The following is a 17133-nucleotide window of genomic DNA, read 5'->3' on the forward strand; positions in this document are numbered from 1 at the left end:
TTTCAGAGATACCTCAGTCGGGCAGGAGAAAGGTCGGGGACAGGAAACTTGCCGGTTATCATTTCTTCAGCGAGCATCGTTGCGGTGGTCGGACCGAGGGTAAACCCCTGATGGCCATGGCCGAAATGGAACCACAGCCCCTTGTGACGCGGAGCCTTGCCGACAAGTGGCAGCATGTCCGGCATGCACGGCCGACTGCCGAACCAGGCTTTCGTCTCCACCGGTGTTCCGAGATCGATCACGTTGACCGCGGCGATGGTGCTTCGCTTCAGCTGGACGGGCGTGGGCGGCGCATCGAAGGATGCAAGTTCTGCACCCGTCAGCACCCTCAGCCCCTGTTGCATGGGCGAAAGCACGGTTGCACTTTCAGCCAGGACCATTGGTGTGTTCAAGGTGCCGCCACCGGTAAAGTGACGATGATAACCGCGCTTGCGCAAAAGCGGGATGTCATAGCCGAACCGCTTGAGCAGTCCGGCCGACCAGGGCCCAAGGGCAATGACGGCTTCTCGTGCCGACATCCGCCCATCGGACGCGGTGACGGACCAGCCATCGTCCGTTTCGCAAAGGGTGGTTGCGTCGGCGGTGACGATACTGCCCCCACGGGAGACGAAAAGTCTTGCATAGGCCTGCGTCAAGCCACCCGGGTCTGCACAGCTCCAGGTCTCGGGCCAGTGAATGGCCCCGGCGAGCCCGGGTTTCAGATAGGGTTCGGCAATCGCAAGGTCGGCGGCAGACTGGAGGGCGACTTTAACGCCGTACTCGTTGGAAACACGCCCTGCCTCCTCGGCGGAGGCATAAAACGCTTGCTGCGACCGGTAAACAAAACGAAGACCGGTTCTCCGGATCAGATTGTCGGCACCTGCGGCAGCGATCAGCGGAGCATGATCGGCACTCGCACGCCGGACGAGCCCGGCATAGGTCCGGGAAATCGCTCTGTGCCGGGCAGGAAGGGAAGCGCGAAAATACTGCCAGAGAGGGCGAAGATAGGACGGCAGCGCGTTCAGGTGATAGTTGACGTCATTGCTGCGCTTGAACGCGATCTTGAGAAGCGCGCCCAGGGCGAGGGGCAGGGGATAGGGCTCCACGGCTTCGGTCTGAATGACGCCTGCGTTGCCGTAGCTGGTTTCCTGCCCGGCTTCCCGCCTGTCGACAAGGATGACAGTGCGTCCTGCTGCCTGCAGCGCCAGGGCGGTGCTGACACCGACCATGCCGCCACCGAGAACCAGAACGTCCGACATTGTTACCTCTTCTCAGCTCGCTATGAGGCCGAGCCGGACCGGGCGGCCTCGGTGTCACCTATATCCCAGAAAAGGCCGGTCATCATTCGCAAGGCTTCACGGCTCGTAGACATGAGCAGGTGCTCGTCCGGGGCATGTTGAGAACAGCCCGGATAGGAATGGGGCAGCCAGACTGTCGGCAGGCCGAGCGTTTCGGAAAAACCTTCGTTGGGAATGGATCCGGCGAGATTGGGCAGAAGCACCGGTTTCTTGCCCGTTGTCCCCTCAACGGAAGCGGCAACCCGCAACACCCAGGGGTGCGAGGGATCGAGACGCGTCGCATGGAAGCTGCCAAGCTTCATCGGTACGATCTGCACGTCATTGAAGCCCTCGCGGTCGAGGTGTCGGCGAAGAGCCGGCAGGATGTCCTCCGGGTCGGTGCCAACGACATAGCGAAGTTGACAGTGGGCCGTCGCCCAGCCGGAAATCGCATTCACCGGGGCTTCCGGTACGCCGCTCTTCTGCGCCAGCACCGCAAAGGAATTCCAGCCGAACACGCGTTCTGACGGCGTCAGGCTTTCTTCGCCCCAGTCCTCGTCGATGGAGGGCCCCTCGAACCCGCCGACCGGGCAGCCTTCAAGAGCCTCGCGGATCTCGGGCGTCAGGCTTGTCGGGCGCCATTCCAGCAATCTGATCTGGCCGCGGCGGTCGACGATGGAAGAAAGGGCGTGCGCCAGGACAACCGCAGGATCTTTCAACAACCCGCCCCAATTGCCCGAGTGATGCGCACCGTCGCGATATTTAACGCGCAGGTCGAAATTCACCGCCCCCCGCGATCCCATGAACAATGTCGGTTTTTCAGGATGCAGGCGCGGTCCGTCGGACGCGATCAGGACATCGGACTTCAGGAGGTCCTTGTGGGCCGAAAGAAGCTCTACCAGCCCGGGTGATCCGCATTCTTCGGCCATTTCCAAAATGATCTTCGCATTGAAACCGAGCGCACCACGCGTTTTTACGACCGAGCGGAGCGCGGCAATGTTGATCAGGTGCTGACCCTTGTTGTCCGCTGTTCCGCGGCCATAGATCTTGTCGCCTTCGACAACCACCTTGAACGGATCCAGGCCCTCGCGCCACTGGTCTGTCTGGGCGCGGATCACATCGCCGTGCCCGTAGATCAAGATGGTCTCGAAATCGGGATTTTCGATCCGTTCGGCATAAAGAAACGGAAGGTGGGGTGCCTTCGGATTTTCCAGGATACGGCAGGTGAAACCGATGTCATTCAGCATGACGATGGCGGCTTCGTTCAGGTAACGGAAAAGGTCGTCCCGCCGGGACTCTTCCTGGCTTTCGGTCGGATAGGAAACGAGCCTGGATAGTTCTTCGACAAAACCACCCTGATCGGCGTAGGCTTCAATGTCATTAAGTGCGGATGCGCGGGATGTCATGCTGATTTAATTTCCTTTTCGGCCACGGCATCGCCCCAGGGGGACATGATTTCCGTGCAGCCGGTATTCATTCCATTTTCGCGCATCACCCCGGCGGGGCAGGCGAAAGCATAGGGATAGACCGTGCGCTTGGCCGTGACAGTCGGCTGTATCTTCTCCAGCGAGGCGAGGATCTCGGGAGCCAGGTCTTCGTCTGCGATGGTGATCTCTGAACCGGAGTTGTCGACGCGTGGCTGGTGGAATGCGCCCTCCAGATCCAGTCCGAAATCCATCATGAAGGACGTCAGATTGAGAACAGCAGGCAGAATCTTGCGCCCGCCCGAAGCGCCGATGGCAAAGCGCCGGCCGCCAATCTCGCCGAGCGTCGGGCAGACATTCATCAGGCAGCCCTTGTCGGGCGCGAGTGAATTCGGTTTGCCGGGTTCCGGGTCGAACCACATGATGCCGTTGTTCATGAGAAGACCCGTTGAGGGGGACACCACACGCGACCCGAAGATGGAAAGCAGGGTCTGGGTGACCGCGACCATGTTGCCATCCCGGTCGACAACGGAAAAATGGGTCGTGCAGGACGGCGCGTGCGGCGCATCCTGATCGCCCATGGTCTTCAACCGGTTTCTGTAGGTGGTCCCGAGCGCGTCGACCATTGCGCCATAACTTGCGCCATCGGGCGAAGCGCCCGGCTCAAAGGCCTGTTGCATCGTGGAGAGGCACTCAGCGAGGTTCGGCCCCGCCGTCAGGCCTTTGGAAGCATGCACCATGCCGCCGCGATAGGGAACACTGATCGCGTCCCGCAGGTCAGCCCGATAGGCCTTCAGGTCGGCGAGGCTGAGCGACCCGCCTTTGGCGCTGACGTCCGCGACCATGGCCCTGGCAATGTCGCCTTCGTAAAAATCGCGCGCGCCTGCGTCGGCAAGCCGTTGCAGCGTTTGGGCCAATTGGCCCATATCGAGCCTTTTCTGGGAAAGTGCGGTCCAGCCAGCAATGGTCGGCCATTGCCCGTCTTCAAGGAAGAGCTTCGCCGCATCTGGATCCTTGGCCAGTTCACGCGTGGTGGAGGCAATGATCAGGGATGCGTACCAGTCGACCAACAGGCCGTCTTTGGCAAGGCTCACGGCCGGTGACAGCAAGTCCTTCCAGCCGATCCGGCCGAAATTCTTGTGTGCCAGTTCCATGCCGGCGACGGTGCCGGGAACAGCAATTGCGGTGGCTCCCTGGACATTCCGGTCGTCCTTCACCGAGAGCCAGGGAAAAAGGTCGGAGGACTTGCCCGAGCCGTCCAGCGGATAGTCCGCAGGATCGAGCGCTTTTGGAGACCGCATGCCGAAGAACAGCGTGTAGGCCTTCTGCTCGGCCTCGCGCCAGATCATCATGCAGCCGCCGCCGGCCGGCCCGCTCATCCAGGGTTCGACGACGCCAATCGCAAAGGAGGTCGCAACGGCCGCGTCCATGGCATCGCCGCCGCTTTCCAGAATGGCGGCGCCGACTTCTGCTGCCTTGCGGTGCTGGGCCGCGACGACACCGCCGTGGGTGGCGGTGACGCGTTTGCGGACGTTCTGTGTCGTGGAGAAATTATTCATCTGATCTTGGTGTCAAACTGGCTGGAGGGAAAGCCCGTCTGCACTCTTCTTGTAGAAATGGCAGTCGACGTGAGACGCACCTGCCTGGATGTGCGGGGGGGCTTTTGAGGCGCAAAGGTCCGTCGCAATCGGGCAGCGGGGATGAAAGTGACATCCGGATGGAGGGGATATCGGATTTGGAAATGTAGCTCCCAGGTGAATGTCGGGAACTGAGAGCGAGGGATCGGGTGTCAGAACCGAATCCAGCAGTGCCCGGGTATAGGGATGTTTCGGACCGGCAAAGAGATCGGCTGCCGAGGACTCTTCGACGATCCGGCCGAGATACATGACCGCGACACGGGTCGCAAGATGCTCGACGACCGCCAGATTGTGGCTGATAAAGAGATAGGTGAGCCCGAGCTCCTCGCGAAGATCGGCAAGCAGGTTCAGGATCTGCGACTGGATTGACACGTCGAGCGCAGAGGTTGGTTCGTCGCAGATGACGATTTCCGGATTGATCACCAGAGCGCGGGCAATTGCGACACGTTGGCGCTGGCCGCCCGACAGCTGTCCGGGGTAGCCCCGCCGAACGCGTTCGGGCAGGCCCACGAGATCGAGCATCTTTGTAACCGCCTGGCTGCGAGACGCGCTGTCGCCGATGTTGTGGACCACCAGCGGCAGTGAGACGATTTCCTCGATGGACTTTCGCGGGTTGAGTGAGGAATAGGGGTCCTGGAAAATCGGCTGGATGCGTCGGGCCAGCAGTTGCCGATCGCTCGGACCGATCTCCTTGCCATCCACCAGAACTTCGCCGCTTGTCGGGCGCTCCAGTCCGAGCAGGATCTTGGCCAGGGTCGACTTGCCGCAGCCCGATTCCCCGACGAGGCCCAGAACGTCCTTCTTGTGAATGCGCAAGGAGACGCCGCCGAGTGCCTGCAGCGGTTTCGGCTTGGAGAACATGCCCTGTTTGACCTGATAGGTCTTGGTGATGTTGGTGAGCTCCAGCACCGGTTCACGGTTTTTCATGCCTGACATCACGCCACCTCGCTGGTCAGCTGGGTATGAATGCATCTGTACTTGTGCTCACCGCCGGCAGAGCGTTCGGGAACGGTCGAGGCGCAGGCCTCAATCGCTTGGTTGCAGCGGCTGCGGAACGCGCATCCGGAGACATCGCCGATGAGGGATGGAACGATCCCCGGGATGGAACCGAGCGGTTCGCCCGGTTTGGTCTTTCCAGGCACGGGAATACAGTTGAGCAGCCCGCGGGTATAGGGATGAGAGGGGGCGTCGAAAATCTCCTTGGCGGAGCCGCTTTCCACGATCTCGCCGGCATACATCACGGCCACCTTGTCCGCGATGCGCGCGACCACGCCGAGGTCGTGGGTGACGAGGATCAGGGCCATGTTCATCTCTCGTTTGAGGTCCGCAAGCAGGCGCAGGATCTGAGCCTGGATCGTCACGTCGAGGGCTGTCGTCGGCTCGTCGGCGATAATCAGATCCGGTTCGCACATCAGCGACATGGCAATCATCACCCGCTGGCGCAGACCGCCGGAAAGCTGGTGTGGAAATTGCCGGAGACGGCTTTCCGCCGCCGTGATACCGACCTTGCCGAGAAGGTCGGCTGCCCGGGCCATGGCCTCCGCTTTCGATACCTTGCGATGCAGGCGCAACGCTTCGCAGAGCTGATCGCCGATCGTATAAGCCGGGTTGAGCGAGGTCATCGGTTCCTGGAAGATCATCGCCATGCGGTCGCCCCTGAGCGCCTGCATTTGCCTTTGCGGCATCGATCCGAGGTCACGGCCTTCGAATTCCATCTTGTCGGCGCGGACCTGCAGCCGTTTCCCGAGCAGGCCCATGACGGCAAGCGATGTCAGCGATTTGCCCGATCCCGATTCACCGACGATGCAGAGGGTTTCGCCACGGTTCAGCTCGAAATCGATACCGCGCACCGCATGCAGCGTGCCGCCGCTGACGGGGATGTCGACTGTCAGGTTCTTGACGTTGAGAATGGGGTCGTTCATCCCTTGGCCTCCGGTGCAGTGACATCGCGCAGCCCGTCTCCGAGGAGATTGATCGCTAGAACCAGAAGGAAGAGGGCAATGCCTGGAATGGTGATCAGCCAGGGCTGGAACAGCATCATTTCCTTGCCTTCTGAAATCATCAGGCCCCAGGAAGGCGTGGGGGGCTGAACGCCCAGGCCCAGAAAGGAAAGCGCAGCCTCCAGAAGAATGGCGTGCGCCATTTCAAGCGTCATGACCACGATGAGGTTGTTGGCCACATTGGGCATGATTTCCGACAACAGGATGCGCGGCGTGGAGCAGCCGATTGCGCGGGCCGCATTGACGTACTCCAATCCACGTATCTGCATGACGGACGAACGCATGACGACGGCAAAACGGTCCCAGAGCAGGAAGCCCAGCACGAGGATGACGATCTGAAGCGAACCGCCGAACAGGGCAACGATGGCAAGGGCCACCAGGACCACCGGCATTGCGAGGCGCACGTTGATGAGGAATGTCACCGCAAGATCGACTTTGCCGCCGAAATAACCGGCAGCAACACCAAGCGCGGTGCCGATGAGGCCGGAGATAAGGGCTGTGACCAGACCGATCAGCAGCGATATGCGGGCACCGTAGAGCAGGCGAGCCAGGTAGTCACGACCCAGCTGATCGGTGCCCAGCAGATGGGAAGGATCAGATCCGGCCATCCAGAAGGGCGGTTTCATTCTGGCTGCGAGATTTTGCGTGTAGGGGCTGTGCTCTGCCAGCAGCGGAGCGAAGACTGCCGCTGCGACGACGATGCCGAGGACGGCGAGGCCGAACAGAAGGCCGTAATGCCCGAAGACGCGGCGGCGAAGCAGGACGCTGCGGCTGACAGCGACGATGCTTTCTGAGGTTTGTGCGGAAGCGCTCGTCATATCAGCCTACCCTGATGCGCGGGTCGAGCCAGGCGTTTGCCAGGTCCGACAGCAAGGTGAAGAGGATGTAGAAGCAGGAAAAGATCAGGATAAGGGCCTGAACGGTCGGCAGGTCGTGACGGCCGATGGATTCCCATGCGAGATACCCTGCGCCGTGCAGGGCGAAAATGGATTCTACGACGATGGAGCCGCCGAGCATGAAGCCCATCTGCACCGCAGAGAGCGAGACCACCGGAACGATTGCGTTTCGCAGAGCGTGTTTGAACAGCACTCGTCCTGCACCTGCCCCTTTGGCACGCGCTGTGCGGACGTAGTCAGCGTTCAGCACTTCCAGCATACCTGCACGAGTGAGCCGCATGATCGCGGGCATGGCGTAGTAGCCAAGCACGATGGTCGGCATGATGAAGTGCCGCCATGTCTCGGACCCTGAAGGCGGCAGAAGGCGGAACTTGATCGAGAAGACAACGATCATGATCAGCCCAAACCAGAAACTCGGCATGGCCTGACCGGCGACTGATATGAAGAGAGCAATACGGTCGATCAGCGAGTTTGGCCGGATCGCAGCAAGGACCCCGAGCGGAACGGCCGTCAGCAGCGCAAAGGAAATCGCGCATACGCCAAGCGTCATCGTGACGGATAGACGGTCGGCGATAAGTTCCGCCACCGGAAGCTTGAAGTAATAGCTCTGGCCGAAGTCGCCCTGTACGGCGTTCCAAAGCCATTCTGCATATTGTTCTGCGAAAGGCCGGTCGAAACCATACTGTTCGTTGATTGCTGCAATATCGGCTTCGGTCGCGTTTTCTCCGGCGATCGCGGTGGCCGGATCTCCTGACAGATGTAGAAGCGAGAAGCTTATCGCCGAAACGGTGAACGTCACCAGAACGGCCAGGCCAAGCCGCTTGAGAGCAAAGGCAAGCATAAAGTGCACTCCAACACGAGGGACGTCCCGCTCTCCAGTAGAGAGCGGGACCAGGACGGCAGGGCCGTCTTATTTCCAGCTCATCTCGAAGAAGCGGACGATTTCATCCGGCGACGGCGAGAAGTCGACTTCCTTCGTGAAGACGTAGTTGGTGTTGTAGGAGAACAGCGGGATCCAGTAGGCCTCGTCCGCGATCTTCTTCAGCGCCTTGGAGTAGTTTTCCTTGCGAACTTCGCCGTCAACCGTCGTATCACCGGCATCCAGCCAGTTCTTGACCTCTTCGTCACGGGCGAAATCCTGGTTGCCGAACTTGAAGAAGAGGCTGGTGATTGCCGAGACGTCCGCAATCGAGTTGGAGCCCCAAGTCAGGAACCCGAAGCCGGCATCGCCTTTCTGCTGCATCTCACGCAGAGCTGAGTATTGCAGGTAGTTGAGATCGGTCTTGATGCCGACCTCAGCCAGATAGGCCATCATGGCTTCCGCATATGGCCGGTTGCGGTAGGCATAGAAGTCGATCGTGAAACCATCCGGATAACCAGCCTCAGCCAGCAACTCCTTGGCCTTCTCGGGATCGTACGGATAGGCTTTCACGTCCTGCTCGCAGCCGAACTGGCTCGGGTAGCAGGCGGACGGAACTACTTTCGAGCTGCCCTGAAGGAGGTTGTCGACAATCGCCTGACGGTCGATTGCATATCCAACGGCCTCACGAACTTCCTTTTTCTGGAACGGATTTTCACCGCCGCGGCCGGCGGCATCCATCGTGATGTACCCGATCCGCATGGTGCTCTCGTTGGAGACGGTGAATTGGTCCATCGCCTTGAGCTGTGTGGCCTGATCGGACGGAACGTTCCAGATCATGTCGATGCCGCCGGAGAAGAGCTCGGCCATCTGCGTGTTCACGTCCGGAATGGTCCTGATATCGATGGTTCCGATGGAGGCTTTGCCCTTCGGGCTTTCGTGATAGTCGTCGTATTTCTTGAGAACGTAGTGTTTGCCGGGGTCGACGCTTTCAACCATGTAGGGGCCCGTTCCGACGGGCTTCTGACCCATTCCGGTCGGCCCGACCTCGGCGTAATACTCATTCGGATAAATGGACACCAGCCCGGCCAGATATTCAAGCGCAGCCGGGAAAGGACCTTTGGTGTGGATCCGCACGGTGTACTTGTCGATCTTTTCCGCGCTTTCCATCCAGTTGACGTTGCCAGGGACGACCACGTGATTGTCCGGATCAACGACGTAGTTGACGGTGTAGACGACATCGTCGGCATCGAACTCTTCGCCATTGTGGAACTTGATGCCTTCACGCAGCTTGAATTCCAGTGTGGTGTCGTCGATCCACTCCCAGGAAGACGCCAGGTTGCCGATGTATTCCCCGGTCTTTTGATCGCGGTACACGAGACCGTCCCAGACCTGACGAGCCAGGATCGTGCCTTCACGCGCCGACTGGAAGTAGAAGTCGGTGGTTTCCAGTTCTTTTGAAAAGGCGGTGTGAAGTGTGTCGTCCGCCTTGTTCGCAAATGCCTGACCGCTTGAGAGAGCGGCGGCAAGAGCGATCGCACCTGTCGCTATGATTGGTTTCATCTGTTCAAAACCGGCCGAAGCCGACCCTCTGGTTGATTTTGCTTGTATTATTATTTAATACTTTTTATCTTATAATCATATGTTGCATTTATCTCGGGCGCCTTGTCAAGCGAGCGGTGCCCCAAAGTTAGGCAGGGCTAATCAAGTGGCGAAAAGAGCTCAGGAAAAACAGGACACGCTGTTTGTCGGATCGCTGGAAAAAGGGCTGCGAATCATGGCCGCCTTCAATGCGCACCGCACCGAACTGGGTTTGACGGAGCTTGCCGAAGTCGTCGGACTGGACAAGAGCGCGGCGCAACGGTTCACCAACACGCTTCACAAGACCGGCTATCTCGAAAAGGACCCGGAAAGCAGGCGTTTCCGGCCGTCCTTGAAGTTCATGGAACTCGCGGCCGCCTATTTGTGGTCCGATCCCTTCGTCCAGTTGGCCATGCCAAAGCTGATCGACCTCAGCCGCGATCTCGGAGAGCGGGTGAATGCCGCCAGGCTCGCCGGCTCCGACATCATCTATGTCATCCGCATTCCAACCCAGCTCACCAGTTTCGCGGCCATGGTGGTCGGCAACAAGGTGCAGGCACTGAGTTCATCGTCCGGTCGCATCATGCTGGCCCATATGAGCGAGGAAGAACGCCAGTTGGCGCTAGAGACCTGGCCCATCGACAGGATTACGCCCCGGACGGTGACGGATCGGTCGCAGATTGCAAGGGAAGTTGAGGAAGCCGGGCAACAGGGATACGGCATTGCGGTCAACCAGAACATCATCAATGAAATTGGCATCGCGGCACCGGTGTTCGACCGGATGGGCAGGGTCGCGGGCACCGTCCAATGTTCGGTGTCTTCGCAAAAATGGTCGCTCGACCGCGTTCACAATGAAATCGCGCCAAGACTCATGGAAGTCGCCAATTCAATCAACCTGCTGCGTTGAGGCGAAAGGGTTGCGTGCCGGTGCAGAAACCGGCTCCAAAGGAGTGGAGAAAGATCTGCTCAAAATTGGGGCGAGACGCAAAAACTTTGGACAGCCGAAACGGGGAAAACACCGCAAATCGGGCCAAAATCGTCAGCCTGTTCTGCGTCAGTGGAGCGATTTTCTGCGGCGGGACCCTTTTAGAAGACCCGTAAAGGCCTCAACGTGTCCGTTTTGCCAGTAGCCTTGCCGCAACGGTGTAAGAGGCGGCGACGTGGCTGCGCATCAGGCGGCGTGTCTTTTCGGCGTTCTGGGCAACGATGGCTTCTGTAATCGCCCGGTGCTCGGCGCGCGAGCTGACAAGCCTGCGCTGGTCTTTGGTAAAATTCGCCACACGCCAGGGCAGTGTGCGGGTGTTCAACTCCGCCCATGTTGCGGCGAGAACCGTATTGTGGGCGCCGGCGTTGATCGCCTCGTGGAAGCGGGCGTTGACCTCGCCATAGGCTTTCGGATCATCGCCGCAGGCTTCCCCTTCCTCCAGAATCGCCTGTAGCGTGCAGCGCTCTATCTCGCTCATGCGATGCGCCGCGAGGCTTGCCAGCGCGCTCTCCACCTCGCCAACCGCTTCAAACAGTTCGGAAAGTTCCTCGGCCTTCATTTCGCGCACCACGAAGGCGCGGCGGGCGCCCCGCACGGCAAGGTTCACCTGTTCCAGCCGGTGTAGCGCCTCGCGCACCGGGGTTCGCGATACGCCGAACTGTTCGGCAAGGGTCTGTTCCGCCAGCGGATCGCCCGGAGGCAACTGGCCAGAGACAATACGGGCTATCAGGGCGTCGAGAATGGTATCGGCGGTTCTCCCGGTCATGCGGTTTGTCCCGGTTATTTAATGTGCACTGTTAGCTTGCACATGTATACATTTCGTGTCAACGTTCGGCTATCGGATCGGCGATTGCAGCGGGAGGTTGCGATATCTGATCTGTGGGCGAACAGAGCCAAAGGCCGGTCGCCCGAAACCCAGGAGCTAGGGAAGGAAATAAAGGATGCCAACCAGAGAGAGACGTAATGACCGATATAGACCACAGGAAGATCCTGGCCGAGCGGCTTTCCACACAGCTGGGACGTAGAACGCTTCTGAAAGGAATGGGGGCCGGCATTGTCGCAGCCGGCGTCAGCGGTATTCCCGGCGTAGCGCGCGCGCAACAGAGCGGCCATATCAAAATCGCGTCGGTGAAAGTCATCGACACTCTGGATCCCCACTTCACCGGGTTCCTGTCCGCGATTCAGATCATCAACAACATTCACAACGGTCTTCTCAAGATCACCTATGACGGCGAGACTGTCCGGTTCGAGCCGGATCTGGCTGAAACCTGGGATCTGGAAGACGACAAGACCCATCTCTTCAAGCTGCGTGACGGCGTCAAGTTTCACGACGGAACGCCCTGCGATGCAGAGGCCGTCAAGTTCTCGCTTCTTCGCGTCAGAGATGGCAAGCCGACGTCCCCCCACGCCTGGAAGCTGAGCCTTCTGGACGAGATCGAGATTGTCGATCCGCTTACGGTCCGGCTCAAGTTCTCCAAGCCCTACGCGTTCCTGCCGGTCGCGCTCAACGGCTCCACCGGGCGCGCGGGAACGATCGTCAGCCCGGCCGCAGTCGAGAAATACGGCACTGAGTATGGCCGCAATCCGGTCGGCACGGGTCCGTTCAAGTTCGTTTCCTGGAAGGAAAACGATGCGATCGAGCTGGAAGCAAATCCAGACTATTTCGAACCCGGCCTGCCGAAACTGGAGCGCGCCACGTTCGTGCTGATGCGCGAAGCCTCGACCGCGCTTGCCGCCCTGTTTTCGGGCCAGATCGATGGCATGACCGACTGCCCGATGCAGCTGGTCGACCAGGTTGCAGCCTTCCCCGAAGCCGAGCTGTACGGCGCTATCGAGGGTAACTACACCTTCGTCGGCATGAACTGCCGCAGGGCGCCCTTCGACGATATGAACCTGCGCCGTGCGGTGGCATGGGCACTCGACCGCGAAACGCTCGTCAAGCAAGCCTATTTTGGCAAGGCCCAGCAGGCCTATACGCCGATTTCCCCGCCCATGAGCGGTTTCTTCGATCCCAATATCGCAGAATCGGGCCGCGGCCAGTGGTTCGATCTGGTCAAGGCGAAGGAATTCCGGTCAAAGGCCGCCAACCAGGGCGAGGTCGAGGTCAATTATATCATGGCCGAGCGTGGGCCGGTCGGTACCCGAATAGCCCAGACCGTCGCCCCGATGCTCGAACAGATCGGCATCAAGGTAAACCTGGAGCTTATCGAGCCCGCAGCATGGGTCAGCAGACGCAACTCCGGCGAGTTCGATCTTTATGATTTCGAATGGGTCGCCGATCTCGATCCCGACGAAACGATCTATCCGGAGTTCAAGTCGGATGGCGCGTGGAACTTCTGTGGCTGGAAGAACACTGACTTCGACGACTATTGCGCCAAAGCCCAGGTCGTTCTGGACGTGGCCGAGCGTCGGAAGCTCTACTATGCTGCCGAAGACCTTCTGATGGACGAGGCGCCGATCGCGGTCATGGCGCATATGCCGATCTACAAGGTGTTCTCCAAAAAGGTACAGGGTTTCAACTACATCCCTGCCGATCTCGTCAATCTGCATACGGTGAGCCTCGCCTGATGTTGCTGCATGCGCTTGCCAGGATCGGGCAGACGCTTGCTGTACTCTTCGTCGTCTCGGTCGCCAGTTTCGGTCTTCTGAAGCTGGCACCGGGCGACCCGGTACAGATCATGCTCGGTTCCGAATATTCACCGGAGGCTTACGAGTCTCTCGTTGCCGAGATGGGGCTCGATCAGCCTTTTCTCGTGCAATATGCCCACTGGGCCCTGAACTTCGTCCAAGGTGACTGGGGGACGTCTTTCGTGGCCCATACCGACATTTTCACCCATGCCTTCAAGGAGGCGCTGCCGGTAACCTTGACGCTGGCGTCGTTCTCGCTGGCATTCGCCATTCTCATCGGTGTGCCGCTTGGCGTGCTGTCGGCGGTCAAGAAAGATACGGCCTTCGACGCGGGGGCAGCCGTCTTCGCGCTTACCGGCACGGCTTTCCCTTCCTTCCTTCTGGGGATCCTGCTGATCTGGTTCTTCGGCGTGAAGCTCGGGCTCTTTCCCGTTATGGGCTACGTCTCGCCGTGGCAGGATTTCTGGACGGGGATCTATCACATCATCCTGCCCTCCCTCACGCTGTCCACCTATTTCATCGCCATGATCACCCGCCTGACGCGGGCAACGCTGATCGAAGTGCTCGAGCAGCCCTATATCGCCGCCGCCCGGGCGCGCGGCGAACCAAACTGGCGGGTTATCTGGGTTCATGGCGTGCGCAATATCGCCATGCCTCTGGTCACCATTCTTGGACTGCAACTCGGGGTGCTGCTGCAGGGCACGGTCCTCACCGAAACAGTCTTCAATCTTCCCGGTATCGGTCAGATGCTTACAAGTGCTGTGCTCGGGCGCGAATACGCCGTCGTTCAGGCCGGTGTGATGATGACTGCGACGTTGTTCATTGGGGTCAACCTGCTGGTTGATTTGTCCTATCCCCTGCTCGACCCACGGCTGAGGGACCGCAAGTGACGCATCCAGATATTTCCGAACCTTCCGGGCATTCCGGTGCTCAGGCCATAAAAACGACCGCGGGCCGGTCCATCTTCGTCCGCCGTCCGTTCTTTACCGCCGCGCTGCTGGTTGCGCTGGGCTACGTTCTGGCGTCAGTGTTTGCGCCCTGGATTACGCCTTACAGCCCTGTTGCCCAATCGATTGATGCCATGATGAAGCCGCCATCCGTGGCGCATCCGCTTGGCACCGACAGTTATGGCAAGGACATTCTCTCCCGGGTGATCTTCGGTGCCCGCTATGCGCTGGCCATCGGCTTCTTCTCGGTGCTGATCGGTGCGACGGGCGGGCTCGTCGTCGGGCTTGCCGCCGGTCTTTCCGGTGGCTGGGTGGAATGGGTGCTGATGCGGCTGATCGATTCCATCCTGGCCCTGCCGTCCCTGATCCTCGCCGTCGCCTTTATCGCCATCCTGGGGCAGGGGGTCGACAAGGTGATCATCGCCGTGGGGCTTTCTCTGATCGGGCCATTTGCGAGAACCGTCAGGGCGGACGTCATGCAGGTACGCGTGCAGCTGTTCGTGGAGGCGGCGCACCTGATGTCGATCCCCCGGCTCAAGGTGATCTGGCGCCATATCCTGCCGAATGTGATCTTCCCTCTGGCGGTGCAGGTCACGATCCGTATTTCTGAAGCGATCCTCGTGTCCTCGTCGCTTTCCTTTCTCGGCATCGGTGTGACACCGCCCACGCCGGACTGGGGGCTGATGATTGCAGAAGGCCGGGCCTTCGTAAGCTTTGCGCCCTGGATGTCGGCCATGCCGGGGTTCGCACTGGCTCTGCTTCTGATTGCGCTTTCCATCGTCGGCGATGGGGTTCGCGAAGAATTCGATCCAAAATTGAGGAGGGGCGCATGACCGGGACACCGACCCTGACCCCCGCTCCGCAGCCGCTCCTGATCGTGGATGACCTGAGTGTTCACCGCGGTGCGGCGAAGATCCTCGACCGGGTAAAGCTGACGGTCGAAAAAGGCGAGACACTTGCTCTCGTCGGTGAAAGCGGTGCAGGCAAATCCACGATCGCAACCGCGCTCATGGGGCTTCTGAGTGGTGCCAAGGTCGAGGGGCATGCGGAGCTTGAGGGCACGGGCGACCTGCTGTCGCTGCCTTCGAAGCAACTTGTGAAGCTCCGGGGCCAGCGCATCTCGATGATCTTTCAGGACGCCGGGGCCGCTCTGAATCCGGCCTATACGGTCGGACGACAGCTGATCAGTGCCTTGCGCCGAAATTTGGGCCTCTCGCGGCGGGACGCACGCGCGCGGGCTGTAGACCTGTTTTCCTCCGTCGGGATCAACGACGCCGAGGCCCGGCTTTCCGCTTTTCCTCACCAACTCTCGGGTGGCATGCAGCAACGGGTGATGGTCGCGATTGCGCTTGCATGCAATCCGGACCTTCTTCTGGCCGATGAGCCGACTTCGGCGCTCGACGTAACGATCCAGGCGCAGATCGTGCGGCTGATCCTGTCCCAGACACGGGCCCGGGGGGCAAGCTGCATCTTCGTTCTGCACGACCTCGCTCTTGCCAGCCAGTCCTGCGACAGGATCGTGGTTCTTTATGCCGGGCAGGTGGTGGAGTGCGGCCCGGCCCGCGACGTTCTGGAACGGCATCGTCACCCCTATACCAGGCAGCTCAAATCTTGCGTTCTGGAAATTGGACGGCAGGACCTGGAGGCCCCGGAGGGGACCGTTCCGTCACATGACAGCATGCCGCCAGGGTGCCGTTTTGCCACCCGTTGTCCGCGGGCACTGCCGCGGTGCGCCGCTGAAATGCCCCCTCTGACGCCCGCCAGCGACGACCGCGACGGCGCGTCCGATCACGCCTTTGCCTGCTGGAATCCGGAATGACCAGAACACGCTCAGAACCGCTGCGCGACAAACCCGCAGCCAATACGCCCGTCTTCGAGTTGATCGACGTGGAGAAAACCTTTCAGGTGCCCAAACCCGGACGCCGGTTCAGCCGGGAAACGGTGGGGCTGAAAGCGCTCGACGGCGTGCGACTTCGCATAAACGACGGAGCCTCACTCGCCCTCGTGGGAGAAAGCGGTTCGGGGAAATCCACGCTGCTGAGGGTTCTCCTCGGGCTGGATGCCCCCACCGACGGGCGAGCCAACTATCGTGGCCGGCCGATCTCGGACGTGCGCAGCAAGGGCACCGAATTCGCGCGCGATGTCGCGCTTGTCTATCAGGACGCCAGAGGGTCTCTCGATCCACGCATGACGGTGGGCGCGCTCATTGCCGAACCGCTCCGGCATTTCGGCATCGTTTCGCGCGAGGAAGAGCCTGCTCGCGTTGCCCAGCTGCTTGACCGGGTCGGCCTTCCGGTGGATTCGGCGCAGCGCTATCCTTCCGGTCTTTCGGGCGGTCAGGTTCGCCGGGTGGCTATTGCGCGCGCGCTGGCGAGCGAACCCTCCGTTCTGGTGGCGGACGAGGCCGTTTCGGGCCTAGACGTTTCCACCCAGGCGCAGCTTCTGACCCTGCTCCGTGGCCTGCAACAGGACATGGGCCTGACGTTGGTCTTCATCACCCACGATCTGGGTGTCGCCAGCTACCTTTGCGAAAAGATCGCGATCATGTATCTCGGCCGGATAGTCGAAACAGGTGCGACGAACGATGTTCTTGCCGCACCGGCTCATCCCTATTCCGCCGCTCTGAGGGCCGCCGCGCCGCGTTTCTTCGAACCTTTGCCAGAGCCTCTGCCAGGCGAGATACCCAGCCCGCTGGATCTTCCAAAAGGGTGCCGGTTTTCCACCCGCTGCCCTTCTGTGAAGGGCGATTGCCGGACCCGTGATCCCTATCTCGCACAGCACGGTGTCGGGCGATCCGTTGCCTGCCTTCACCCTTTGTCAGACGGCGAAGGGCTGCCCCTTGTTTCTGACGCGGACATGTCTTCGCCGGCTGCCGCTGACATTCAAAACCAAACCGACACTCCTCTTTCCCGGGACTAAC

At 60.3% G+C, this 17133-nt stretch carries 15 protein-coding genes; 6 read left to right on the forward strand and 9 right to left on the reverse strand.

Features of this window, described 5'->3' with window-relative positions; translation table 11 throughout:
• Nucleotides 1-2: 2 nt before the first annotated feature.
• The 8 genes from FMN63_RS10035 to FMN63_RS10070 form a co-directional block, all read right to left on the reverse strand.
• Nucleotides 3-1238 carry an NAD(P)/FAD-dependent oxidoreductase gene (locus FMN63_RS10035; RefSeq protein WP_148583836.1) on the reverse strand — a complete coding sequence of 412 codons (1236 nt, stop codon included), beginning with the start codon at nucleotides 1236-1238 and terminating at the stop codon, nucleotides 3-5.
• A 20-nt stretch (nucleotides 1239-1258) separates the two neighbouring features.
• Nucleotides 1259-2662: a M20 family metallopeptidase gene (locus FMN63_RS10040; protein WP_148583837.1), complete on the reverse strand. Its 1404-nt coding sequence runs from the start codon at nucleotides 2660-2662 to the stop codon at nucleotides 1259-1261.
• Nucleotides 2659-4239: a gamma-glutamyltransferase family protein gene (locus tag FMN63_RS10045; protein ID WP_148583838.1), complete on the reverse strand. Its 1581-nt coding sequence runs from the start codon at nucleotides 4237-4239 to the stop codon at nucleotides 2659-2661. Before FMN63_RS10045 ends, FMN63_RS10040 begins: the two co-directional genes overlap by 4 nt.
• Before the next feature lie 12 nt (nucleotides 4240-4251).
• Nucleotides 4252-5253, reverse strand: coding sequence for an ABC transporter ATP-binding protein (locus tag FMN63_RS10050; protein ID WP_148583839.1), 1002 nt, complete (start codon nucleotides 5251-5253; stop codon nucleotides 4252-4254).
• Nucleotides 5253-6239, reverse strand: a complete 987-nt coding sequence (locus tag FMN63_RS10055; protein WP_148583840.1) for an ABC transporter ATP-binding protein — start codon at nucleotides 6237-6239, stop codon at nucleotides 5253-5255. Before FMN63_RS10055 ends, FMN63_RS10050 begins: the two co-directional genes overlap by 1 nt.
• Complete coding sequence (locus FMN63_RS10060) at nucleotides 6236-7135, reverse strand: ABC transporter permease (RefSeq protein WP_148583841.1); 900 nt, start codon at nucleotides 7133-7135, stop codon at nucleotides 6236-6238. Before FMN63_RS10060 ends, FMN63_RS10055 begins: the two co-directional genes overlap by 4 nt.
• Nucleotide 7136: 1 nt before the next feature.
• Nucleotides 7137-8054 (reverse strand): ABC transporter permease, encoded by a 918-nt coding sequence (locus FMN63_RS10065; protein WP_148583842.1) that lies wholly within the window; start codon nucleotides 8052-8054, stop codon nucleotides 7137-7139.
• Nucleotides 8055-8123: 69 nt separating this feature from the next.
• Nucleotides 8124-9635 (reverse strand): ABC transporter substrate-binding protein, encoded by a 1512-nt coding sequence (locus FMN63_RS10070; RefSeq protein WP_148583843.1) that lies wholly within the window; start codon nucleotides 9633-9635, stop codon nucleotides 8124-8126.
• Nucleotides 9636-9780: 145 nt separating this feature from the next.
• On the opposite strand from FMN63_RS10070, the gene FMN63_RS10075 reads away from it, so the two are divergent.
• Complete coding sequence (locus FMN63_RS10075; protein ID WP_286192580.1) at nucleotides 9781-10560, forward strand: IclR family transcriptional regulator; 780 nt, start codon at nucleotides 9781-9783, stop codon at nucleotides 10558-10560.
• Nucleotides 10561-10759: 199 nt separating this feature from the next.
• Here FMN63_RS10075 and FMN63_RS10080 read toward each other — a convergent pair whose 3' ends face one another.
• Nucleotides 10760-11404 carry a GntR family transcriptional regulator gene (locus FMN63_RS10080; protein WP_148583845.1) on the reverse strand — a complete coding sequence of 215 codons (645 nt, stop codon included), beginning with the start codon at nucleotides 11402-11404 and terminating at the stop codon, nucleotides 10760-10762.
• A 197-nt stretch (nucleotides 11405-11601) separates the two neighbouring features.
• On the opposite strand from FMN63_RS10080, the gene FMN63_RS10085 reads away from it, so the two are divergent.
• Genes FMN63_RS10085 through FMN63_RS10105 form a run of 5 tightly spaced genes read left to right on the forward strand, consistent with a single transcriptional unit; the run spans nucleotide 11602 to nucleotide 17132 of the window.
• A complete protein-coding gene (locus FMN63_RS10085) occupies nucleotides 11602-13206 on the forward strand; it encodes an ABC transporter substrate-binding protein (RefSeq protein WP_148583846.1) in 1605 nt (534 codons plus the stop codon).
• Nucleotides 13206-14156 (forward strand): ABC transporter permease, encoded by a 951-nt coding sequence (locus FMN63_RS10090; protein WP_148583847.1) that lies wholly within the window; start codon nucleotides 13206-13208, stop codon nucleotides 14154-14156. The genes FMN63_RS10085 and FMN63_RS10090 overlap by 1 nt, the downstream gene beginning before the upstream one ends.
• On the forward strand, nucleotides 14153-15046 hold the full coding sequence (locus tag FMN63_RS10095) for an ABC transporter permease (protein ID WP_286192581.1): 894 nt from the start codon (nucleotides 14153-14155) through the stop codon (nucleotides 15044-15046). Before FMN63_RS10090 ends, FMN63_RS10095 begins: the two co-directional genes overlap by 4 nt.
• A complete protein-coding gene (locus FMN63_RS10100; protein WP_148583848.1) occupies nucleotides 15043-16032 on the forward strand; it encodes an ABC transporter ATP-binding protein in 990 nt (329 codons plus the stop codon). The genes FMN63_RS10095 and FMN63_RS10100 overlap by 4 nt, the downstream gene beginning before the upstream one ends.
• Nucleotides 16029-17132, forward strand: a complete 1104-nt coding sequence (locus tag FMN63_RS10105; protein ID WP_148583849.1) for an oligopeptide/dipeptide ABC transporter ATP-binding protein — start codon at nucleotides 16029-16031, stop codon at nucleotides 17130-17132. The genes FMN63_RS10100 and FMN63_RS10105 overlap by 4 nt, the downstream gene beginning before the upstream one ends.
• The last annotated feature ends 1 nt before the right edge of the window (nucleotide 17133 follow it).

The sequence above is a fragment of the Stappia sp. BW2 genome (assembly GCF_008107695.1).
In the GTDB taxonomy this organism is placed as follows: Bacteria; Pseudomonadota; Alphaproteobacteria; order Rhizobiales; family Stappiaceae; genus Roseibium.